This window comes from Ensifer sp. CCNWLY38 (assembly GCF_037120565.1).
Lineage (GTDB): Bacteria > Pseudomonadota > Alphaproteobacteria > Rhizobiales > Rhizobiaceae > Ensifer > Ensifer adhaerens_H.
Window position 1 is genome coordinate 30,792 of record NZ_JBBBBO010000015.1, and the last position, 22,562, is coordinate 53,353.

The 22,562-nt window shown below is 60.1% G+C and carries 15 protein-coding genes and 1 pseudogene; 7 read left to right on the top strand and 9 right to left on the bottom strand.

The annotated features are described in order from the left end of the window. Positions 1–103: 103 nt before the first annotated feature. The 4 genes from V7S54_RS27355 to V7S54_RS27370 all read left to right on the top strand — a co-directional run bounded on the left by V7S54_RS27355 (position 104) and on the right by V7S54_RS27370 (position 11,158). On the top strand, positions 104–3,352 hold the full coding sequence (locus tag V7S54_RS27355) for an STY4851/ECs_5259 family protein (RefSeq protein WP_336409423.1): 3,249 nt from the start codon (positions 104–106) through the stop codon (positions 3,350–3,352). Continuing rightward, positions 3,349–9,465 carry a DEAD/DEAH box helicase gene (locus V7S54_RS27360; RefSeq protein WP_336409379.1) on the top strand — a complete coding sequence of 2,039 codons (6,117 nt, stop codon included), beginning with the start codon at positions 3,349–3,351 and terminating at the stop codon, positions 9,463–9,465. The genes V7S54_RS27355 and V7S54_RS27360 overlap by 4 nt, the downstream gene beginning before the upstream one ends. A 104-nt stretch (positions 9,466–9,569) precedes the next feature. Then, entirely contained in the window at positions 9,570–10,742 is a 1,173-nt protein-coding gene (locus V7S54_RS27365) for a DNA cytosine methyltransferase (protein WP_336409380.1), read from the top strand. A gap of 35 nt (positions 10,743–10,777) precedes the next feature. After that, positions 10,778–11,158, top strand: a complete 381-nt coding sequence (locus V7S54_RS27370) for a very short patch repair endonuclease (protein ID WP_336409424.1) — start codon at positions 10,778–10,780, stop codon at positions 11,156–11,158. On the opposite strand, the gene V7S54_RS27375 is transcribed toward V7S54_RS27370, so the two are convergent. Beyond that, positions 11,117–11,743, bottom strand: a complete 627-nt coding sequence (locus V7S54_RS27375; protein WP_336409381.1) for a hypothetical protein — start codon at positions 11,741–11,743, stop codon at positions 11,117–11,119. The genes V7S54_RS27370 and V7S54_RS27375 overlap by 42 nt on opposite strands. An 827-nt stretch (positions 11,744–12,570) precedes the next feature. Further along, on the bottom strand, positions 12,571–13,875 hold the full coding sequence (locus V7S54_RS27380; RefSeq protein WP_336409382.1) for a PAN domain-containing protein: 1,305 nt from the start codon (positions 13,873–13,875) through the stop codon (positions 12,571–12,573). 271 nt (positions 13,876–14,146) lie between these two features. Here V7S54_RS27380 and V7S54_RS33345 point away from each other — a divergent pair, with 271 nt between their 5' ends. The 3 genes and pseudogenes from V7S54_RS33345 (at position 14,147) to V7S54_RS27390 (ending at position 15,748) form a co-directional block, all read left to right on the top strand. Then, positions 14,147–14,827, top strand: coding sequence for an SH3 domain-containing protein (locus V7S54_RS33345; RefSeq protein ID WP_442892619.1), 681 nt, complete (start codon positions 14,147–14,149; stop codon positions 14,825–14,827). 17 nt (positions 14,828–14,844) lie between these two features. Beyond that, a pseudogene (locus V7S54_RS27385) lies at positions 14,845–15,131 on the top strand (hypothetical protein). Between the two features lie 80 nt (positions 15,132–15,211). After that, positions 15,212–15,748 (top strand): GNAT family N-acetyltransferase, encoded by a 537-nt coding sequence (locus V7S54_RS27390; RefSeq protein ID WP_336409383.1) that lies wholly within the window; start codon positions 15,212–15,214, stop codon positions 15,746–15,748. A 20-nt stretch (positions 15,749–15,768) separates the two neighbouring features. On the opposite strand, the gene tnpC is transcribed toward V7S54_RS27390, so the two are convergent. From tnpC to V7S54_RS27425, 7 genes are all read right to left on the bottom strand, one after another. Continuing rightward, on the bottom strand, positions 15,769–17,322 hold the full coding sequence (gene tnpC, locus V7S54_RS27395; RefSeq protein ID WP_336409384.1) for an IS66 family transposase: 1,554 nt from the start codon (positions 17,320–17,322) through the stop codon (positions 15,769–15,771). Between the two features lie 68 nt (positions 17,323–17,390). Next, positions 17,391–17,744 carry an IS66 family insertion sequence element accessory protein TnpB gene (tnpB, locus tag V7S54_RS27400; protein WP_336409385.1) on the bottom strand — a complete coding sequence of 118 codons (354 nt, stop codon included), beginning with the start codon at positions 17,742–17,744 and terminating at the stop codon, positions 17,391–17,393. After that, positions 17,741–18,127, bottom strand: a complete 387-nt coding sequence (tnpA, locus tag V7S54_RS27405; RefSeq protein WP_336409386.1) for an IS66-like element accessory protein TnpA — start codon at positions 18,125–18,127, stop codon at positions 17,741–17,743. Before tnpA ends, tnpB begins: the two co-directional genes overlap by 4 nt. Before the next feature lie 224 nt (positions 18,128–18,351). After that, positions 18,352–18,849, bottom strand: coding sequence for a hypothetical protein (locus V7S54_RS27410; protein WP_336409387.1), 498 nt, complete (start codon positions 18,847–18,849; stop codon positions 18,352–18,354). Next, entirely contained in the window at positions 18,839–19,723 is an 885-nt protein-coding gene (locus V7S54_RS27415) for a PGN_0703 family putative restriction endonuclease (RefSeq protein WP_336409388.1), read from the bottom strand. Before V7S54_RS27415 ends, V7S54_RS27410 begins: the two co-directional genes overlap by 11 nt. Positions 19,724–19,813: 90 nt before the next feature. Further along, positions 19,814–20,539 carry a DUF2726 domain-containing protein gene (locus V7S54_RS27420; protein WP_336409390.1) on the bottom strand — a complete coding sequence of 242 codons (726 nt, stop codon included), beginning with the start codon at positions 20,537–20,539 and terminating at the stop codon, positions 19,814–19,816. Between the two features lie 315 nt (positions 20,540–20,854). After that, entirely contained in the window at positions 20,855–22,540 is a 1,686-nt protein-coding gene (locus V7S54_RS27425) for a Na/Pi cotransporter family protein (RefSeq protein WP_336409391.1), read from the bottom strand. Positions 22,541–22,562 lie beyond the last annotated feature (22 nt).

The window sequence follows — 22,562 nt, forward strand, 5'->3', positions numbered from 1 at the left end:
CAGCCAAGTTGAAATCGATTGTGCTGGCGAATAGCGGCCAAAGGCGCTGAACTGCGGAGAAGACTGCGCGTAAGGGGGAAGCTTGGGCGCGCCAACGGAACTGATGTATGCATTTCGGTCGTTACTGGAGGCTCGCGCTCTAGGGGAGCCCGATGCTAGGCCGCTTTATGCTTATCGGTTCTCAAGATCGGAGTACGAACACGTCGCCACGATATTGCGGAGGCACGGTCCGCGGGCAATCGATAACAGTTTCGGCGCGGCACTGTTGGTGTCGCACATTGCGGAATGGTTTAGGCGTGAGCGCGGCGGTGGCCATTGGGACTGGATCCGCCCGCTACGTTCGATCGGTTACGAGTATGGCACCCACGCGTCTGTGCGCTACCAAGACGTCGAGAACTTCGTCGCTACGGGGCTTCGCGTCTGGCGAAGACCCATGCCGCATGGCGGCGAACGGCTACTTTCCGTGGTGCGCGAGGCTGGGTTTCCGGTGGCGTCGGTGCGCGAGGATCCTCGGATCTCATCGTGGCTCAAGAATTCCATTCTATGCGCAGAAAGAGGGTTCTCGATACGAGATGCCGTTGGCGCCGAAGCGTGGCGCGTTTCGGATCGGCTGGCGCAGGCGCTTTTCGAGCCGGCCAGCGAACTCTGTGAGAAGATCGCCGAGCTTCGCGCATCACTCCCTTCAATCGAAGTTAGAGGCGACCCCGTCGACTTTCTCGATCAGAGCAATCCTCGCTGGCGAGAGGAACTCCCTTTCGAGGTTGAAGGCGACGACGTTCGGTCCATGGTCGAGGAGATCGTGCGGGCCCGAGAAGATGGTAGTGCCGCTCTCGACATTACCCGCCATCTCGTTCGCAGTGGCGAAGATTGGATCGCTCGAGCATCGCTCGGCTTGTCGGGTCGGGTGGATCTGAGGCGATTGCCGCCAAGTATCGCCGGGAGCATTCGGCAAGGCCGCCGCGTCAGAGTAGTTCCGCGCCCCCCGTATTGCGAGGAGCTCGCCGCAGTGGCGGCCATTGAGACCTATAAGAAGGATGACGTTCATGTTCACGAGCTGCGAGCTTTCGTAGCCACGTTCGATGCGCCTCTCGCGCTTGAGGAAGAGGCGCGGCTCGCCGTACAAGCCGGAAGCACTACAATTGGCGACTTCGTCGCCACGGGGGGCGAGGCTCTACATGCCCCAGTCGTCGCACTCCAGATCGAGCAGCACGACGAGCGAGAGAGGCCGGTGAGTCTGCGTGTGCTAGGTACATCTCCCGTCCGCACGACTCGGCCGGCGCTCGCACTCGCTGTACGCGAGGAGCATTTTCACGCGCTCTCGTTTTCACAAGGCTACAGCGATCTAGGCCTCTGCAAACGATCCAACCGTCGTATCGTCAACTTCAGCGGCACGGCTCAGTTGACGCTGGATGGCGCACGATGGACGTGGCGAACGATGGCGGATCGCGACGCCGACGCGCGGCTCGTGTTGGTCGGAGACTTGTTGCGCAACGTGCGTGAGTCGGTGTTTCTGGGCCTTCCTCAGGTGTGGATCGAAAGGGACGGGCATCTCTCGGCGCCGAGGCGTCATACACTTCACTCGCGGCCGCGCGGGAGAGGAAGATGGCACCCAATCGATAGCGGCAAGCCCTGGGGCGACATCGACCTGGCGGTAATCGAGAACGGCGAGCTTCAATACTTGGTCGCTGCCTCGATTGTTCCAAATGCCTTCCAGATTGCATTCGAACGGGGGCGACGACAGCTCCGGATCAGCGGCCTGGAAGCAGGGTTGCTTGCGGCGCGAGCGTCAACGAACTTAGAGGTTCGATTCGAAGGTGCTGACGCGGTGGTCGTGCTCGGCCCCCCTAGCAGCAAGCCGTTGATAGAGGTCAGACCGCGGTGGGACGCGGAACTGGCGCTCACAATGACCGATCCGAGCTCTGATCTCCGTCTGATCGACGCGGATGACGCACTCGTCAAGTCGCGCTCGACCCTTTCCATTGACGGCTTGAAGGGACTACGCATTCTCGCAATGCGGCCGACGTCGTTGTGCATGGAACTCCAGGCAAGAGACACTCCGCGACTGATGGTTGCCCGCTCCATTTCTGGCGAGGTTCCCCTATCTGCCTTTACAGACGTGATGACGCAGTTGCTAGGCAGCTCCCAAAGTTTGGACGCGCGTATCGTACTATCTGCGACCGGCGCCACTGAAAACATTGCAGAGGTGCGGTGGTACGCCGAAGACGTGGATCCGTTCACACCACCCGTGCCCGGCGCGTTCTCGCGGCTCGAGACCAACCACCGGCTCGATCTCCGTTGCATCGCGATCTGTCATCCTGCAGCCGGCGCAGCTACCGTGACCGGACCAGCAAGCCAAGCCGAAATGAGCGCGGAGCTGAGTGAGAAGCTCTCCGCTGGCCCTTGGCTGATCTATGGCCGACGAAGCAGCGGTGCAAGGATACGCCCAAGGATCGTGCCAGCGGTTGACGGAGCACCAACTGGCGAGGAAACCCTGCTTGAGCGCGCAATCCGCACGGATTCAACAAGTGCACGTGCAACCGCGTTCGCTGAGGCATACTCGAACTCGGATCAAGTCCTTCCACGTGATCGTCGCACCCTCATCGAACTGCTCGTACTCGCTCGACGTGAGGGGCTGCCGATTTCGTCGATAGACGCGTTGAAAGTCCTCGATCGTTCACCGCGCGTTGCCAGCTTATTGCTTGCGTTCTGTGAATCTCTCGAAGAGCGAGCTGCACTGCTCGATCTCCAACGCGATCTGCCGTTCATCTGGGCGTCGACCACCATAGAAGGCTGGTTGGGTGCCTTCTCCGCGCGTATCGAGGACGTACGCTCACGACTGGCGGAGATCGGCATTGGCGCTGACGTCATCTATCGCAACGTATTGTCCGCCCTGAGTGAAATCGTCGGCCTCCGGCCCGAATTAGCGGGGCATGCCAAGGCGGTCTTCTTGATGCTTGTCGCGACCGAAATGACACGCGAAGGAAAGGCGATCGATGGTGCGGCGGTTCACTTTCTTCAAATAAGACGCAATGCGAGCAAACGCAGCGAGATCGACCGGATGAGAAGTCGCCATGATGATGTCGACCCTCCGCCCCAGCAACTGCTCGGGCCGAGAATCCTGGCGGCGCATCGATCCTATTCGGATCCGTATGATTCCATCTTTGAGCACGTGATTACTGCGCCGTTCGCAATCGTCGACCATGCATCCGGTCGCCGTACGCTCGACGAAACGGAACTGCGAAGGTGCCGAGACGCGTGGCTCTATGATCCAGAGTATTTCGAAGCGATCGTGCCTATGGGAATCGACGAAGTCCTTTGTGGCTTCGCTGGGAGCGGTGAGGGGAGACGATGATAGATTTCGACCGAATGATCGAGCGACTGCCGAAACAGGCGGCCGAGGCCGTGATCGGGATGTTGCGACCGAAGTCGCGCACACTGGCCGAATATCTTCGGGAACGATGGGGAGCTTCAGCGGGAGCGCCCGAGTCGCTCATCGCCGAGCCATTCATAGAAGGTGCTTTTCCCTGGCTTCCACTTCCGAGCGGCTGGTCCGGTCTGAAACCCGGCCTCCTGGATCCGCGTACGATCGATGTGCTCCGGTCGGTTTCGTTCCCCCCGTATGTACACCAGGCGCTGGCTTGGGAGCATCTGGTTGCCGATGAGCCCCAGTCGGCAATCGTATCGAGCGGCACCGGATCGGGAAAGACCGAATGCTTCCTCGTGCCCATCCTCGATCGGCTCGTTCGCTTGTCCGATGGTGGACGCCGTCCGCTGGAGGGCGTGCGCGCCCTGATGCTCTATCCGCTGAACGCACTCATCAGCAGCCAGGAAGAGCGACTCGAAAAATGGTTCGAGCCCTTTGGCGGGGCATTGAGATATTGCCTCTATAACGGCGAAACGCCGAACACAGCGCGCGCCGACACACGCGCGCAGAAGCCTTGGCGAGTTGGCGATCGAGCTGCACTTCGGGTCTCGCCGCCGCCGGTTCTCGTGACCAACGCCACGATGCTCGAATACATGCTCATTCGGCAGAACGACGCTCCAATCTTGGCAGCCTCCCAAGGCAAGCTCGATTTCATCGTGCTCGACGAGGCGCACTCGTACATGGGCGCCCAAGCCGCCGAGATCGCGCTGCTGCTCCGACGGGTCGCCTTGGCTTTCGGGCGGAGACCGGACCAGATACGTTACGTCGCTACCTCTGCTACGATCGGAGGAGAGCGGGGCAGGGGAGACCTCCATCGTTTCTTGCGCGAACTTTCCGGGGCGCCAGACGAAGCGATCCACGTCGTCGAGGGACATCGTGCCCCTCTCCCCCCAGCTCCGGGCCAATTCGAAGGACGCTCGTTTGTCCCGCCTTCCTTGGCGACACTCGATCCGCTCGAAAGCGGGCGCATGCTCGCCCAGTCGACAGTGCTTCGATCAGCACGCGAGGAGCTTCGTTCGGGCAAAATTTACTCATGGGGCGAATGGAAGGCTTGCGCTTCCAAACTGACGGGGCATCGCCAGAATGCGACGCAAATGCTCGTCCAAGCTGCGAGGGCGCGTGATCCCCAGGCTGATCCGACGATGGCGGCCAGTGGCGGTGACGCGATCCTTCCGAGCCGAATACACCTCTTTCACCGTACGGTGTCGGGGTTGTGGGCATGCGTCAATTCGGAATGTCTCGGCAGCCCCCCACGCGAAGATGCGTCGGATTGGCCATATGGTGCCATCTTCACCGATGCACGCGAGCATTGTCCACATTGTGATTCGATCGTCCTCGAATGGGTTTGCTGCACGCACTGCGGTGATGGTGCTCTGCGAGCCGAAGAATTTGATGCTGGCGGGCGTATCGCCGCGTGGAGCGAAGGTAACGATGAGGATGAATTCGAGCAGACGCTGGAACGTGAGGGCACGACTGATTCAGACGACGACGATGAGAACGAGTCGGCAGCTCAAGTCGTCGCCCCAACAATTCTCTCTCGTCGATATCTGAGTCTTCCTCCCAGGGCAGGGTCGCCAATCCTTTGTGTCGAACTCGAGACCGGCCTTTGTGACGCCGACGAGGGGACTTCACTCACGTTTGCGGCGAGCGACGACATCTCGTGCTGCCCAAGCTGCAGGAAGGCACCGGACCGTGTCGACCCGCGGCGCGGAGCGATGCGGCCAGTCGTGGCCGGCGCCCCGTTCTTGATGGCACAGATCACGCCCGGATTCCTCGCGGACCTCTCACCCGAACCCAGTTCCACCGAGCCGCTGCCGTTCGACGGCCGTCGCCTCATTACTTTCACCGACGCGCGCCAAGGGACAGCACGTCACGCGGCGAATGTTCAGATCGCATCTGAACGCACCTTCGTTCGCGGGTTCATCTATCATTTCGTGCAGGAGACTGCGCCGGTCGACTCCGAGGAATTGAAGTCGATCGAGGCTCAGATAGCAAACCTCAGAAAATACCCCGACGATCCTACGCTCGCGCAAATCGCAGCCAACTTGGAAGCGCAGCGATCGCAGTTGTTAGGTGGCGCGGCAAAACCGTGGCGTGAGCTGGTACAGCGGCTCGCAAGGCACACGACCGTCGACCACTTCTTGAGAGCTCTGTGGACCACGTCCAATCGCGACGATCGCTTTGACGATAGTGAAACTCTCGCTGAGTTTCTTCTCTACCGGGAGGCAATGCGGCGACCGGTCCGCGCCAATTCCGCGGAGACACTTGGGCTGTTTCGTTTCGAGCTCCCTGGCATCGACCGTGCAGCGGTGGCAGTCCCCGCACCGGCACGCGCGCTGGGGCTGAGCGAGGACGACTGGCGCGATCTGCTCCGATTGCTCGTAACGCATTTTCTCCGAACGAACGTTGCGCTCGATTTTCCGCGTTGGTGGCTCAACTGGATCGATCGACGCCAAAGTCACATAGAGGTCAAGCCGTGGGCTCCGGGCGACAGATCGAGCCGGTATGTGCGGTTCTGGCCCAATCCCTATGGTCGCCGCCTGACGCGCGTCGTGCGTCTGCTATTCCAGGCGTTGCAACTCGACCCCGACAAACAAGCTGACAAGGACAAAGTGTCCGAAGTCCTGGAAGAGGCGTGGCGGGTGCTGAGGCGCTACATGGCCGCGTCGGACAATGGTTTCCGTTTCAGGCTTGGGGAACTGAACGTCGCTAAGGTGGACGAGGCATTTTGGTGCCCGACGACCCGGCGCCTACTCGATACAACGCTCAGAGGGCTGAGCCCATACGACGTCGACGGTATTCATCCCGTAGCTGCAAAGATTTCGCTCCCGCGCCTGCCATTTTCCTGGCGGCGCCGATCCGATGGGAGTGCGGCTAGCGAAGACGAGTTGGATGCTTGGTTGGAGACTGATGTATCCGTAGTCGGTTTGCGCCGGGCAGGCATGTGGGGAGACCAGCAAGATCGTGCGGCCAAGTTCTCGCCCTGGCTTCGGGCAGCCGAACATTCCGCCCAGCAGGCAAGCACGACGCTCAGGAAGTATGAAAAGGCGTTCAAGGAGGGAAAGATCAACGTCCTGGGATGTTCGACGACTATGGAAATGGGTGTCGATATCGGGAGTATCGAAGCCGTCCTGAATACCAACGCACCGCCTGAGATCGCAAACTACCGTCAGCGCGTCGGGCGCGCAGGGCGCCAGCGCCAGCCCATTGCAGTCGGGCTCACGCTTTGCAAGGACCGTCCGCTCGACCGAATGACGATCGCCAACCCCGCCGACTATCTCAACCGCCAGGTCCGCACGCCTCAAGTCAGCCTCGACAGTCCGACGATTGCCACGCGCCACGCTGCTGCGCTTCTGCTCGCGCGTTTCCTGAGCGGACTCGGTTCGGAGTTGCACAAACTTACGAATGGTACCTTCTTCGCGCTTGCGGCCGAGACGAGTGAGGACACCGGTGCTTCCCCCGCAACAGCCTTTACGGCTTGGCTGGACGGGGTCCCGACTGACGATGCACTGATGACGGAACTGGTGACAGTCTTGGCGGGTACACCCGTTTCGCCAGGCTGGGATCTCATAGAAACACTGCGCGATCGAATGGATCGGATCGCTAACGAGATCCAGGCGGAATGGGAGGCGCTGGAACCCGCGAGCGGGACCGGCAGCTCGGGAGACGTGGAGCTCTCTGCAGTCAATCGCGCTCGCGAACTGCAGCGTCGTCGCCTCGAGAGGGGGTACCTGCTCGGTGAGCTCGCGGGAAGAGGCTTCTTGCCGTCCTACGGCTTTCCGACGGACGTGGTTCAGTTCGTCACAGAGACTGCGAGTGAAAGGGCTGCAAAGGACCGAGCGAAAGCGGAGGACGGCGAGCCGAAGGAGCAGAGCTTCGGACGCGGCTACCCGTCTCGCTCCCGCGAGATCGGCATTTACGAATATGCTCCTGGACGCGGCATCGTCGTCGACGGTGTCGTCCGGGAATCCGCCGGTATCACGCTCAACTGGCAACGCCCCGTGTCCGAGGCGGGCCTTCGCGAAGTCCAGAGCTTGAGGACTATGTGGTCCTGCAACAGCTGCGGTGCACTCTCGTCAAAGCCCTCGGCACTCGAGCAGGGTCCGTGCGCCGAGTGCGGGTCGAACAACCAGAAATCGCGTCGCTATATCAGCCCGGCGGGCTTTTCGGTCGACGTCAGGTTCAGGGTCCACGACGACCCCACTGAGCTTGGTGGTGGATCCGTCGTCGATCCCTGGGTGTCGACGCGGGAAGCTCCGTGGCGCGCTTTTCCAGATCCCTCAGTAGGGCGCATCAGAGCAAGTTCCGACGGAACGGTTTTCTGGTTCAATCCTGGGGAAAATGGCCACGGCTACGCACTCTGTCTTCACTGCGGGCGTGCCGAGGCAGAAGTAGACCAAGTCGGAGGAACCGGCTTGGCCGGCCACCGGCCCTTGAGGGGTGCGCCGCTTGCAATTGACGGGGAGACCTGTAGCGGTGCTCCGGAATTTGCGCCATTTGCCGTCGCCAGAAGGCTCATGCTGGGGCATGAGATTCGCACCGATCTTTGTGAAATACAGCTTTACGAGTGCCGTTCCCGTCACGTCGCGCTGACGATAGCGCTCGCCCTACGTGAAGCGGTCGCCAAGCGGCTCGGCATCGATGCTGACGAAATGGGTTTCGCCGCACCCGAAGCGCCGAGTGTGAACGGGGCCAACAATTGGAGCGCAGTCATCTTCGACCGTGCGAGCGGTGGCGCTGGATTCTCGACTTCCATCGCCCGCGATCCGGTCACGCTGCTGGGCGAGGCGCGAGCCTTCTTGGACTGCACCTCGGCAGGGCGCTGTGGCGATCCCGACGCGGTCAGAGCATGCCCCCGCTGTGTTCTGGCCCCTGATGCGCAGCATTCCGTCGAGGCGACCGATCGGGCGACCGCCCATGCGCTCTTGACGACGACGCTCGGCCGTCTAGTGCTTCCCGAAGAACATCGACTCTTTGGAGCGTCCTCCTCATACGAGCCGACATCATTGTCCCTCGCATTGAACGAGCGTATGGCAAGCGAACCCGCGGCCGAGCTCACGGTCGCTCTCCACGGCGACCCGGCTGACTGGGATTTCGATGCTTGGTCGATGACACCGATCATCGAGCGGTGGGGCGCCCGCGGGCGCGTAGTTACGGTCGCGGTGGATCCGAACCTACTGGATAGGGCTGATCCGGTGATCCGGCGGCGCGTCGCGCTCTGGATCGAACGGGCACGGGCGGTGCTGCGTCCACTGACCGCAAGCGATGCCAACATCCTGGCTTTTGTGTCGAGCGGTGACCACGTGACGGCATGGCGGTCGCTCGGTCTCGGCGCCTATCAGATCGGTCCGAATTGGGCGAGCACTTCGTCTGCCCCTATCGTGCGCGGTACTCCCGCTCGAAGATCGGCTTCTGTCGCGCCGCTCGATTCTCGCTCGCTGCTCGTGGAGCGCGTTCGCGAGACGATTTTTGAAGTGGGTGCCGAGCTAGACGGTCCGGCAACGGGCTTCGGCCAGCGCCTGAGGGCCCTCATGATGGCACGAAGCGAGGCGCTCGCGGAGGTGCTCTCCGCGCCATGCATGGAGCTTCGATACGCAGATCGGTATCTGTTCAGCCCTTTGGTCGTGCGACTCGTTGCCGAGCTGTTCGCCGGCTTCGCAGATGAGAACACGCTGCTGGGGGTCGATACGCTCGAACAGCGTCGAGACAATCGGCGGCCGCGCGTGGGCAAAACCTTGAAGGACGACTGGCCGGACGTTGCCGAGCGCAACGTGGTGCTTCAACATCTCCTCGGACGGGTATCGCCCGCAGTGAATCTCGTCCTTAACCGCGAAATTCCTCATCGTCGGCGGCTCGATTTTCGGACTTCCAAGGGTTCCGGCACCGTCTTCTTTGACCAAGGGGTCGGTTCGTGGCGAGCTGCCGGTGCGATCACATTCGATCCCTTAGCGCCGATTGCTCAACAGCTTCAGGCAATCGAAGCGCCGTTCATCGTGGAAAATGGGCCGGATGGGACGTTCTTTGCATCGAGATTGGGTTGACAATCGAGAACAAAATCGGAACTTTGGCCACAGCTGTGATCCGTCGATGCAATCGATTCACGGGCGGCAACGGCGTGGTCGGCAAGTAATAAGGAAGGTCGAGCGTGAAGGTCGCAGGGTTGTTCGCTGGCGTCGGCGGGTTGGAAAGTGGGCTTGCCGCGGCCGGCCATGAAACGAGCATACTTTGCGAAATCTGGGAGCCGGCGCGCGCGGTTCTCGCCTCGCGGATGCCAGAGGTTCCTTGCGAGCGAGACGTCCGTGACCTGAAGGCATTGCCCGGCGAGGTCGAAGTCCTCGTGGGTGGTTTCCCATGTCAAGATCTGAGCCAAGCAGGACTGACGGCTGGTATCGACGGTTCTCGTTCTGGCTTGGTTGGCCAGGTATTTCGGCTACTCGATCAACGTCGCTTACCCTGGGTCGTGCTCGAGAACGTCTCCTTCATGCTGCAATTGGATAGAGGACGTGCGATGCGCATCCTCATCGAGGCTTTCGAGGAGCGCGGGTATCGATGGGCTTATCGCGTCGTCAATAGTCTGTCGTTTCTTCCCCAACGCCGCGAGCGCGTGCTCTTCGTCGCCACGACGACCGACGTCGATCCCGCTTCGGTGGTTCTGGCTGACGAGGCCGAGCCCCAGTTGGCGGCCACCGATCTCGACGCGCGTGCGCATGGCTTTTACTGGACCGAGGGTGTTCGTGGACTCGGGTGGGCTCCCGATGCGATCCCGACGCTGAAGAACGGATCGACCGTCGGTATTGCTTCCCCGCCGGCCATACTTCTTCCGACAGGGGGCGTCATCACACCGGACATTCGCGACGCCGAGCGGTTTCAAGGTTTTCCCGAGGATTGGACCAAGCCTGCGGAGCAGGTTGGTCGGCCATCGTTGCGTTGGTCACTCGTCGGTAATGCGGTCTCAGTTCCGGTCGCCAAGTGGCTAGGCGAACGCTTGGCATCTCCCTCGCGCTATGACGTCCATAGAGACGGCGATCTGCCAGCAGACGGGCGCTGGCCCAAGGCCGCCCGCTTCGACGGAAAGCGCCGATACTCGGTGTCAATCAACTCTTATCCCCTGTGGGAAGAGCGTCCAGCTCTCGTCGAGTTCCTTCAGCACTACGGTAAGCCTCTTTCGGCGCGTGCCACGCGCGGTTTTCTCTCCAGAACCGAGCGTGCGACCCTGCGATTTGCGGATGGTTTTCAGGATCGCCTTCGCGGTCACCTCGCGCGCGTGGAGGCCTTTGAGAGCCAGAAGGACATCGGATGCGCCGTAGCGGCGGAATGATGGCCTCACGACCAGATCCGGTCACTTCGGCTCGGATGGCCGGTGTCCGCCAAAGGGGCACTCGGATCGAGACGCTGGTGGCCTGCATCCTTCGTGAGATGGGGCTCCGATATCGCAAGAACGTCAAGCAGCTCGTCGGTAGCCCGGATTTTGCCAATCGAGCTCGTCGTTGGGCTATCTTCGTTAATGGCTGCTTTTGGCATCACCATACGGGGTGCCGGAAGGCGACGGTACCCAAGACGAATACCGATTTTTGGACGGCGAAGTTTCGCGACAATCGCCGAAGGGATGCACAGGCCATCCGGAGTCTGAGGCGAAGCGGCTATTATGTGGTCATCGTCTGGGAGTGTGAGAAAGATCGGATGCGTTCGAAGTTAGGCAAGATCCTTGAAGCGCGTCGCATAGATCCCAGATAGCCGGGCGATCATGGTGTGGTAATGATAGATGTCGCCGGGCTGGGGTGCGGGCGCGGCCTTGATTAGCTCGACGGGTGTTCCATCGTTCGGCATGTCGATCACGACGATCGAGAGAGCATCATACCCGACGTCTCCGACTTTCGAGCGGCGAGGCAACTGCTTGATCTTGTCGATGGCGAGTTGCGCGTCCCTCGGCTGTTTGTGCCGGCTCCACTCGGGTTCGGTTGCCCTGTTCTTCTTATTGAGATCGGGACTGAGATAGTTTTCGGCAATGTTCACCATCGTGAAGCCGACGGCGATCGCTTGTTCGGTGGCCCCATGTACAGTGAGATGCGAGGAATTCAACTCATCATAGAGCCGCGGTAGCGCGCGTTGATGTGCGGTCATGCATGCCTTGGCTTCTAGCGCCATGACCACCGAACCGACCGGAGCACGGATAAGCCTTGGAAGACCGTCTAGAATGGCGCGCTCGGCATCGTTCAGCTGAATGGCGTAGTCGGCCGCAATGCTGACCAGCGTATCGTTACTTGCTGGTCCACTGGGCGTACAAAGGACGAGGTCGAGGTTCTTCTTGCGATCGTGCACGAAGTCTCGCATCTCATGATTGATGCCGAAACAAACGACCCCTGCCTCGACGTGCCGTCGCAGCAGGGGAGTGGTTGCAAGAAGATCGAAGATGACACCCCAACAAGCTACCTTGGAATGATGGTCGCTACGAGAATGGTACTGCCAAAGGTTACCGAATCGGTCACGACGAGTTGTTGGGGATAGGGTTCTCGTCAGAATCTCTGGTCCGTGCATGCTGGCTTTCTCGTTCCTCGAAATCTGGCGCGAGACCAACCTTTTAGGACCGTTCTCTTCGACTCAGTCAGTATGTCAGTGCGACTGTACAAAACGCGCCATTGCGCGGCAAGGTGGATCACCGTGATGTATACTCGTCCACAAGGCGATCAATAGGGAGACGCATTCGAAAGCCGGCAGAGCCGAGTGATTGGCCGTTGTGCGAGTCTAGAGGCCGCGGCGAGTAAACGGTCGCCGTTTCAAGAGGATGATGACGAGTGGGAGCCACGGAGATTGGCAGATTGATTTAGGCCGTGAACCCATAAATCAGCCGAGCTGACGGTTCGCGAGAGTCCGTCCGAGTTGGGTCATTCGCGACGGGGCCGCAAGCAGAGGCGATCAGGCGGGTCGTGTTCGTGATCATTGGCAAAGGGTGAAGGGGCCGCCGAGCTGCAGCCCTTTCGTGCACTTAGTAGCTTGTGCAGGAGACGGTGTTCCCGAACCTATTGCAGTTCGTCGTCGTCATGCGAGGTGTGTTGTTGTTCACCACGACCGGCGGCGGTCGGGATGACCCCTCGCGGGACGACGGTTCGGATCCCATCAGGAGCTGCAGATAGGGGTATGGTCAGGTATCAGTCGAGTCCGACAACCTTCGCTGGTGCAAACGTTTGGAATGACTTCACACCGGAAATCATGCCGGACTTGAAAAGAGGTGTGCTGACGGCGCCCTTCATCCAGCATTCCCTCTTTTTCTTGATGTAGGTGAATGCAACACACCGGTCATTGTCGATACAAGCCAGTCGGCATTGAAGTGGCGTTGCGTTTGCGATTGACGCGCGAACGCCCAGGTCGCCTCCAGGCAGATCAACATCCTCGAATAGCGCCTTCTTCGGATCGATTGTGCCCATGCTAAATGGCGTTGGGTCTGGGTCTGCGCTCGCCAGGAATTTCCCAGAGATAGCGACCGAGTTGCCGTCCGCACGACCTTCGGTTGCCTTCAGAAAGCAATTCGGTCCCCGCACAATCTTCGGATTGGCATTGAAGGTGAAAGCTTTACAGACGCCGTCCATCTCTAGACAGCTCGTAGCGCATTCGGCGACGTCGACGGTCCTCTTTGAAGCGAGGTCATCGCCGAACAGGTCAAGGCCCGTGTAGACGGCGATACGCGTCGGCTTGCGGGCAAACTCTTCAATTGCCGATAGCTTCCCACTCTGACCGGGATCGAGGGGCGAAGGGTTGGTAGCCGCAATTTGTTGGCTGTTTGGTTCAGGGTTGGGGACCGCGATTAAGTTGCCCGTCGAGGGTGAGGCGTTCTCGAGACTGACGGCCGGAGTTGTGGGGGTTGGCTCGTTCGAGGCCGTCGCCGCGCCCTTGCGATTGAGTTTGTAGCGACTGATTTCCTCGCTCGAGAACACATGCATCTGCGACGGAGGCGTCTTGAACATCGTTGTCATGACTTCTGCCGACGTATCGAAACGAGCGAGCATGTCGATGATATCGGAAATTGACAGCTGTGCGTTCACCAGGTCGTTCGATTCACTGGAGATCTGGTGGACGCCAAGCTCACCATCCACCTGGCGCTCGACACCCGCCATAAAAATAAAGGCGCAGGCCGAGTAGCAGCCTTTCCCTTTCGGAATAAAGGTGGAGAGGCGCCTCTCATGCACGTCGTCGGCAATCAACAGTGCCATCTGGACAGCGCCGCCGACGCTATCGAGCACCAGCAACCTGGCTTTCTGTGATGCATGCAGCGCGCGCCTGAAGTTCAGGGCGGAATAGAGGTCGATCTCGCCCGTGAGGGTGATGACGCTGGGGTCACTCTCCTCGAACGAGAAGGGACCAAATTTCTTTGTAGCAGCGAGCGCTGGATTACACACAAGCGAAAGGGCTAGGCAGAATGCCCATATGCGAATGAGGCCGAACGGCGAACTCGGCAAGATTGGTACTCCCACGGTCTGTTGATATTCAGAGAACATTGATCAAGTTGAAGTTGCAACACAAAAAAGCCGCAACGGTTAACGGAGCGACACGTCAGGGGTCGCTATCGCCAAATTCCGTCCGTCGTTGAAGGATAGTGCGGATCTCGGTCACGAGCCCGGATGACTACTTCGTGGGCTTGCCGTCTTCCGGAAAGCGTTAAATGATACAACCCAGGGGCGGGGAAGTATCATGCGACGATTTCTTGTTGGTGGGGCCGTAGCTGTAACAATGATCTATTGGCTCGGCGCAAATAGCGACGACCGGGCGGCAGTCAATGAGACGCGGGTGCCTTCAGCAAGAATTGTCGTACAAGAACAGAATCCCGTGGCCGGAGTAAGCGCGCAAGTCTCTGCGGCCACGCCTCAGCAAGGCCGGTCCTCTGCAGCGGTTGAAAGCGCCGACACTGAGGAAGTGACCACCACGGTTTTCGTACGCGGCAAGCGCGTCGCCTTACGAGAAGGACCAGGGAAGAAGTTTCCGATCCTTGATCGCTACGACGCGGGTCGGCCGGTCCGCTTACTGTCAGTCGATGGTGAATGGTCCCGTGTCCTAGACAATCTCACACGGAGGGAGGGGTGGATTGCATCGCATCTCCTAAGTTCCGACAAACCTCGGTCGGAGCCAAAGCGCGATACATCTGAATCCGCAGAGTCGTCTCGTGAAGATCCAATCGAAGTCCCGCGGATTTCCGATTCCGTGATCGTACAGCGCATCATCGCTGACTCGATTTCCGGCTATAGCGGCTCGTGCCCATGCCCGGAAAGTCGCGATCGGGCTGGGCGGCGGTGCGGGCGCAGGAGTGCGTATTCGAAGCCCGGCGGAGCAGCCCCAATCTGCTATTCGGGCGACGTCTCAAGGGCGATGATCGGCAACCGCTGTTCCGCTCCCACGTTGTCATCACTGCCCTGATCTCTGATCGCCTTTCCATGAAAGAGGTCGCTGAGATGATCGGCGAGAACCTCGAGTTGATCGAAGAGGTGACCGCCAACTCGGACAATAAGATAATATCAGCGAAGGCGAATTGCTTTATGTCCGCGACGGCAGCGAATACGGCACAAAGGGCCTGACCGAGAACGGCGTGGACGAGCTCCAAAATCTCCTCGCCGACATACGGACATGGGATGGTGGAATCCGCCAGTTTCTCGTCGATGAACAATGCGATCCGGATGTGGTCGACCGCGTTATGGCAGACGAGATGAAACGCGGCCTATAATATCGGCCTCTCGTAACCGGTGTGCAGCTCACACCTGGACGAAAAGTTAAATGCCGCCAAGCCAGAAGCGGACGTTATGAATGACCTATGCTCTCCACCTGCTTGATCGAGAACTGCACATCGATATGGTGCAACTTACTTCATGGCACGATTTTAAAGGGTATTCCGTGGAAGTTTCTAATCTACAGACCTGCCCGGAGTGGGCGGACACAATCGCTTCCCGTGCTTGGAATGCTTGGTGGACTGATAGTGGTGTTTCTTTGGCTGAATATCGCGCCCATCTGGATCCGATGATTGAAGGCGAAGACATCCCTCTCGCTCTTGTCGCACATAAGGAAGGCAAGTATCTCGGCTCAGTATTACTAATCGAAAATGATCTCGATGATCGCCCACAATATTCACCATGGATAGCCGCTCTTTGGGTAGAGCCGGAAGTGCGGCGAAACGGGATTGCAGCAAAGTTGATGGAGGTTGCTCGCAACGAGGCTACGAAGCGCGGATACGGCTTATGCTATCTGTGCGCCACACCCGATAACTCGCCGTATTACCTTGCTCGTGGTTTCGAACAAATTGAGAGCGATGTTTCCGGGTTGAACATATTTACGATCAGGTCTTGACCGCTTAGAGCCGACTGCGGTCATTGATGGGAATTGCTGGACAAGACCGGATAATTCCAAGGTAAGAGTTCGTCGATCTGGCTCTGCTTGTGTCCATTGACGATGGCGGTGAGCGTGGCGGTCAGGTAGGGCAGCGGATTGACAGCATTAAGCTTGCACGTCTCGATGAGCGAGGCGACTGTCGCCCAGTTCTCGGCTCCGGCGTCATGCCCTGCAAACAGCGAGTTTTTCCGGTTAAGGGCTATTGGCCGGATCGTTCTTTCGACGCTGTTGTTGTCGATCTCGACGCGGCCATCGGTGAGGAACAGGCCCAGGCCGTTCCAATATTTAGCGATGTAGGTCAGAGCCTCGCCGAGTGGGGACTTGGCAGCGACGCGAGCACGATGATGGGCGAGCCAGGTTTGCATGTCGGCGATCAGCGGTGCTGATCGTTTTTGCCGTCCAGACAAACGAGCCTCGGGGTCGAGGCAGCGCAACTCGGCCTCCATCCGATAGAGTTCACCGATCCGCTTCACGCCTTCCTCGGCAATCGGCGCTGAGCCAGTGCGGGTGATCTCGACCAGCTTGCGCCGGGCATGTGCCCAACAATAGGCAAGTCGAATGTCGGGACCGACACGGTCGGGTGCGATCAGCCGGTTGTATCCGGCGTAGCCATCGACCTGAAGGACGCCGGTGAACCCTTGCAATATCCGCTCGGCATGCTGCCCGCCACGGCCTGGAGCATAGGTGAAGGCCACACCTGGTGGAGCGCCGCCGCCCCACGGTCGGTCATCACGAGCCAGCGCCCAGAAGTATCCGGTCTTGGTCCTGCGGGAGCCGGGATCAAGGACCGGCGCACGGGTTTCGTCCATGAACAGTTTGGTCGAGCGCTTCAGGTCGGCAATCAGGGCGTCGAAGACCGGGCGCAGTTCGAATGCTGCCCGACCGACCCAGTCGGCTAGTGTGGAACGGTCAAGATCGATGCCCTGGCGGCTCATGATCTGGGCCTGCCGGTAGAGCGGCAGATGATCGGCGTATTTGGACACCAGCACATGTGCGATAGTCGCTTCCGTCGGCAATCCGGCTTGGATCAGCCACACAGGCGCTGGAGCCTGGGCAACCCCGTCGGTGCCGGCACGGCACGCATATTTGGGACGACGGGTGACGATGACGCGGAACTGCGCCGGAATGACATCCAACCGCTCGGACACGTCTTCGCCGATGCAATGCAAGCCACCGCCGCAAGAGCAGATCAGCCTTTCCGGCTCGATGATCTCCTCTATGCGAGGGAGATGGGCGGGAAGAGAGCCACGATTAGCGGAACGTGGTTTGGTGCGCGGCTTGTCCGAAGGGCTATCGGCTTCGTCTTCGGCATGGACGGCCGCAATGGCCATTTCCAGGTCTTCGAGTGCGAGATCGAATTGCTCGGGATCAGCCTTCTCGGACTTGCGGCCGAAGGCAGCCTGCTTGAAGGCGGCGACCAACTTCTCAAGCCTTTCGATCCGCTCATCCTTGCGAAATTCTCGCGCTTGCGCTGCGATCAGCATCGCCTTCAAAGCGGTGATATTGTCGGGAAGATCGGCGGCGTCCAACATGGTCGAAGCTTATCAAAGCCAGCGGTGCTTCGTCGTCGGAATTTGCCGCCCGAGTCATTGTGCCGCATCTACTCGATACCTTCCGGCGCTCTCGCCTCCACGGCACGGACCCGACGCCAATCGAGCCCTGCAAACAACGCCTCGAACTGAGCATGGCCCAAGGTCATCAGGCCATCCTTGATGCCCGGCCAGGTGAACGTGTGTTCCTCCAGCCGCTTGTAGGCCATCACCAGCCCGCTTCCATCCCAGTAGATCAACTTCAGTCGATCCGCATTACGCGACCGGAATACGAAGACCGTTCCGGTAAATGGGTCCTTGTGCAACTCGTTCTTGACCAGTGCCGCCAAGCCAACATGGCCTTTGCGAAAGTCGACCGGCTTGGTCGCCACCATGATCCGAACCCGGTTCGATGGAAAGATCATGCCGGAACCGCGCAGGCACGCGCGACGGCGGCGATCCGGGCGGCAGACGCGCCTTCTTCCAAGCGGATGGTGATGGAACCAACGATGATCTCAGGGCGAGCGACTTCTTTGATCGGCAGCTCCGAAACCGGCGGATCGACGATCACCGCTGCGAACTCCACCGCATCCTCAGGTGCAGGCAAAACCAGCTTGCCCTGCCGCGCCATCGTGCGCCAGGTGGACAGATGGTTCGGCTTCAACCCATGCCGCTCGGCGACCTCATTTACAATCGCTCCGGGCCGAAGGCTCTCCGAAACGATCTGCGCCTTGACCTCGTCCGGCCAGTGCCGGTGAACCTCACGTCCAGGCTTCCTGGTCCCGAGAACCTCCAATGTAGTCTCCATGGAGAAACTCCCGTTGCTCGTCCATGGATAGGCGATCACAGATCAGAGCGGCGAGGACAACGTGGGAGTGGAACAGCGGTTACGATGATCGATGCGTTTCGCTCGCGATTGTAATGCAGGGGGTGGCCATTGCATTGTTGTCGGCTTGATTGGATTAAGCCCCGAACTTTTCTGAGATTTCGCCGAGCTCCGCTGCCGGAATGGCGTGGTCGCTGACGAAGCCATCAATCGGCGTGAGGCAGATCTCTCCATCGTATCCTCAGGAGAGGTTTCGCCGTTTTGGGAAGCTTCGAGCGATGGACCATCCGGGATGAGACTTCAAAGTCCGCGTTGATCTTCACGACGAGGAGCTTGCTGAAGTTACCTGCTACCTTGACGAAAACCTCGTCCTTGGACTTGAAGGGGGTGATGGTTTTGATCTCAACGTGATCGTTGCCAAGCCTACCATCAGCACCCTGCGCATAGTTCTTGTTCAGCTTTATTCCGTAGGTGATGGCGCCGAAGAGTTCCCCAATGTCTCCGTAAACATTGAGATGACGACCTGTCTGAATGTGGTAGCTTTCTGCCAGTGACAAGAGATCCTGAAAATACGGGATCAGAGATATTGTCGCATTGGGATATTTCGCTCGCCACTCGTGATATCGGAGCTGTTCTTCCACGTCGGACCAGGAAACCCACTCGCCGTCGTCATAGAAGGCTCTATCCCAGATATCAGCATCCATTTGAAACCTCTTGGCAGTCCGATCTTCGCGACACCGCCCTAGCGATCTTATGGTCGACCCATGCAGAGAGGCCGTTCCAGAGTCCTTGGTCCAGGCCGACGTGACAAGCGATCGCAATGATCTCCTGATAGGAGATCGGCGTGATCGCCGCTTGGCCAGCGAGACAGGGATCCACCAAGCCCCGCTTTACCTTCCGCGCTGTCGGGAAACTGGGGTGGTCGGCAAAGGCTGCGAGAGCTGCCGCTTGAAGGTTGCGGTGCTTGCCTATCGCTGCCGCCAGCACTGCGTTGCGCATCCACTGATAGGCGCCTCCCTTAAATGGGCAGGGCGTATGATCAACGCCCGGATCGAGCGCGAAGACCTCAGGGATGTATACCCAGTACCGAATGCCCTTGCCTGTAAGAGCACAGTTCGCGCGGACGCCGTTACGCGGGTTGATTTGGTCAGCGTAGCTTCCGTTGCATTGTCGTTCGCTCGAGCGCGACACAGCCGTTTGGCTACATTGTCCTCCGGGTTCGGTGAACTTGCACTCGATAACGAGCGCTGCCATCGAGCCAACGGCAAGGACGTCGACTTGCGTGGGCCTGGGTTCCCTCAAAAGCCGATCGGTATCCGTCCACTCGAGTGTTATCGCCCATGGACCGCCCGGCGCCACCCCCACACGCTCGGCGATGGCGTCAAGGATGCGGTCGCGGTCTGTGCTCATCTTGAGTGTGCCGAAGACGTCGATCGCGATGGCTTGCGACGAATGCGCCTTGTGCGCCTGAATTCGGTTGGTTCGGTCCCGATGCCAGGGGAATGTGCGCCAGTCCTCGATCGCTCCGTGGCTGGCCGGAAACAGATTTTCGCAAACTGCCTCGAAATCGGAGATCATCTCGGGGCTGCCTCAATTCCATCAAGCCAATGCGATGTGTTCCTCCAATGGAAGTGGCTCGACCGTGCAGGCATTCGTGATGAGGGCGCGTTAGGTGACACTCGGCTTGTCCACCAACTTCTCGACCAAGCGCCTGAGTTCCGACGGGGTCGTTTGGCCAGCTACGACCTCGTAGTACCCGATCCCGGCGCGTCGCAGCGCCTCCTTCTTTACCGCGTCACGCGCGGCCGCGGCGCCTTGATGGTGCGCTCCGCCCTGGTACTCAATGACATGCCGAGGTTGGCAGTTGCTGTCTACGAGCAGCAAGTCGACACGTTTGGAGTTGATGCAACGGTAGGCGTCTGGGTCGGTGCTTCGGAGGATCTCGCCCAGCGAAACCTGCGCCATTACCTGCCAGGAAGGATTGCAGCCGATCACGATGCTGTCGAGTTCCCGAAACACCCGGGCCTCGCTCTTATTCAGCAACGGCTGAATATTGAAATCCGAGCGCATCACGATACGCAGTTGATCGGTGGCGTCGACCGGCTTCGATGGCTCCGTAACTGGCATCTGTTGCCAAGGTCCCACTACAATGCGCTCGTGGCTGCGCCTTTCCTCCCAGCGTGATCTGTTTTTCTCCCGCCACGCCTGCTTTCTCATCGTGGCTAGGAACTGCTCAATGGCCATGCCGATCAGGAGGCCGATAAACAGCACGGCGATCAGCAGTTCAGGCTTTTCGAAGTCTGCAACGGTTATACCGCCCGAAGCGCCCAGTGCGGCGGCTCCGATGATCAGTCCAGGTGCCGCGAACAGCACCGACCTTTGGCGATAGTGCATGCCCCTCTCCAGATTTCCCGCCAAGATAGTAGAACGCGTGGAGGATGCGCGAAAAGTCATCCAAAAGAATTAGGTTCCGCGGGCGCCGAGCCAGGAGCTATCGCATTCGAAATGCCTGGGCGGAAGGTTCGATTCCCTTCAAGGCGCAGAGATGCTGGTGGTCATCTGCGGATTGAGCCTGTTGAGGTCCTTGTGATCTTCTGCGTTCCAAGATTCCGATCAAGGGCGACCTGGCGACTTGGCGCGCAGGCAGAGAACGCCATCAGCCACTTCCTCCCAGACGTTTGGCCTTAGCCAGCGACACCGTGCAGAGGCCTATGCGTGCCCTTCGGCCGACCGGCGGTTTCTGATCCGGCTTCGGTTCAGCAGTCCGGCTGCCCGCACCAGCGGGTAGCCGGCGGCGGCGATATCGGAGTTGATCCTGTGCAGATCGCGCACGAGGTCGATGAACAGCGCATTGCCTTTCGCATCGGCGGCCGCCTCGATGCGTTCGCGGCCGAGATATCGACCGACGACCTCATCCTCCAGTTCGCGAAAACGATCCTTCTGGGCTGCAAGGTGGGCTGAAGCGGAGACGTCGCGCGACAGGAGCGCCGCGGGAAGCAGCCTCAGCGATGCGGTGATCACTTCCGCGAGGGCATCGAGCGCCTCGCGCTGGCTCGCGGAGAAAGGGATGTCCTGCTTGACCTTGGCCCGAATGCGGTCGGCGAGGCTGAGCTTGATGACGTCGCCGGCATGTTCGAGATTGCTCGCAAACAGCATGATCTCGTGGGCTTTGCCGGTGTCCCCGGCGGAAAGCTCGTCCTGGGTCAGCTGTCCGAGATAGGCATGAACGGAGGCCATGTAGTTCCCGAGCCTCGCGTCGATCGAGGGCAGTTCCTTCAGGGTTTCCATCCGGCCGGATTGCAGCGCCGTTAGCGACATCAGAAACATGCGTTCCAGCAATTCGCTCATGCGTATCGTTTCGGTCGTCGCGTTGCTGAGCGCGATTGCCGGTGTCTCGAGCGACCTTCTGTCGAGGTAGCGCGGGGACGCCAGCGGGTCGTCGGCGGCGGGCCGTGCCGGGAAAAGCCGCTCCACCACGCGGATGACGAAGGGAGACAGCGGCAGGAACACGGCTGCGACCAGCAGGTTGAAGGCAGCGTGGAGGCCGACGGCGACGTGGAGCGGTTCGGCGGGCAACCGCCCGGCCATCTCTACGATCTCGCGCGCGAAAGGCAGCAGCGCGAGCGCCAGCAGGCCGCGACAGAAGAGGTTGGCGAGCGGCAGCTTGCGGGCCACGGGTGGCTGGTCGAGCGTGGCGCTGACAGCCGGAAGGCCGCCGCCGAAATTGACACCCAGGATCAAGGGCACGGCTCCGGCAATGTCGAGGCTGCCGTTCAACAGAAGCGAGGCGACGAGCAGGATGACCGCGAGTGTCGAGTGACAGAGCCAGGCAAGCAGCGCGCCGATGAGGAAACCGAGCGCCGGCTCCCCGGCAACGGTTCCCAGCACATCGTGGAAGAGCGTCGCCTGGCGCAGAGGTGCGGTCGCCGAAACGATCACCTTCAACGCCATCAGCATCAGTCCGAGGCCCATCAGGATGCGCCCCACGTTTCGCGGGCGAAATTCGCTGGACGCGCTGAAGGCGACATAGCCGGCGAACAGAAACAGCGGAGCGAGCAACGCCGCGAGTGAGGAGCCGGAGGCAAAGAGGCCCGAGACAAGAGCTGAGCCGATATCCGCCCCGAGCAGCACGGCAAGTCCTGTCGGCGCCGAGATTGCCCCGGCGCCTGCGAGCCCGGCAACGATCAGCGCCATCGCCGTGGCGCTGCCGAGCACCGCGGTTGCTAGAACGCCGCCACCGAAGGCCGTGATCTGGTTCGACAAGCGCTCCTCGACGAAGCGCTGCAGCCGGTCGCCCCAGCCACGCATGACGCCGGTGCGCACCATGCGCACGCCCCACAGAAGCAGCGCCACGCCGCCAAGGAGTTCCAGGATAACCAATGTTCCGGAGTTCATCTCACTGCCCTCGTCGCAAGCG

What these genes read in the sequence shown, in the direction of transcription:
- tnpC (WP_336409384.1), bottom strand. Translation starts at nt 17,322, where the DNA reads ATGTTGGACGCCGCCGATCTTCCCGACAATATCACCGCTTTGAAGGCG.
- V7S54_RS27355 (WP_336409423.1), top strand. Translation starts at nt 104, where the DNA reads ATGTATGCATTTCGGTCGTTACTGGAGGCTCGCGCTCTAGGGGAGCCC.
- V7S54_RS27360 (WP_336409379.1), top strand. Translation starts at nt 3,349, where the DNA reads ATGATAGATTTCGACCGAATGATCGAGCGACTGCCGAAACAGGCGGCC.
- tnpB (WP_336409385.1), bottom strand. Translation starts at nt 17,744, where the DNA reads ATGATCTTTCCATCGAACCGGGTTCGGATCATGGTGGCGACCAAGCCG.
- tnpA (WP_336409386.1), bottom strand. Translation starts at nt 18,127, where the DNA reads ATGGAGACTACATTGGAGGTTCTCGGGACCAGGAAGCCTGGACGTGAG.
- V7S54_RS27390 (WP_336409383.1), top strand. Translation starts at nt 15,212, where the DNA reads ATGACCTATGCTCTCCACCTGCTTGATCGAGAACTGCACATCGATATG.
- V7S54_RS27420 (WP_336409390.1), bottom strand. Translation starts at nt 20,539, where the DNA reads ATGCACTATCGCCAAAGGTCGGTGCTGTTCGCGGCACCTGGACTGATC.
- V7S54_RS27425 (WP_336409391.1), bottom strand. Translation starts at nt 22,540, where the DNA reads ATGAACTCCGGAACATTGGTTATCCTGGAACTCCTTGGCGGCGTGGCG.
- V7S54_RS27415 (WP_336409388.1), bottom strand. Translation starts at nt 19,723, where the DNA reads ATGATCTCCGATTTCGAGGCAGTTTGCGAAAATCTGTTTCCGGCCAGC.
- V7S54_RS27370 (WP_336409424.1), top strand. Translation starts at nt 10,778, where the DNA reads ATGGCCGGTGTCCGCCAAAGGGGCACTCGGATCGAGACGCTGGTGGCC.
- V7S54_RS27410 (WP_336409387.1), bottom strand. Translation starts at nt 18,849, where the DNA reads ATGGATGCTGATATCTGGGATAGAGCCTTCTATGACGACGGCGAGTGG.
- V7S54_RS33345 (WP_442892619.1), top strand. Translation starts at nt 14,147, where the DNA reads ATGATCTATTGGCTCGGCGCAAATAGCGACGACCGGGCGGCAGTCAAT.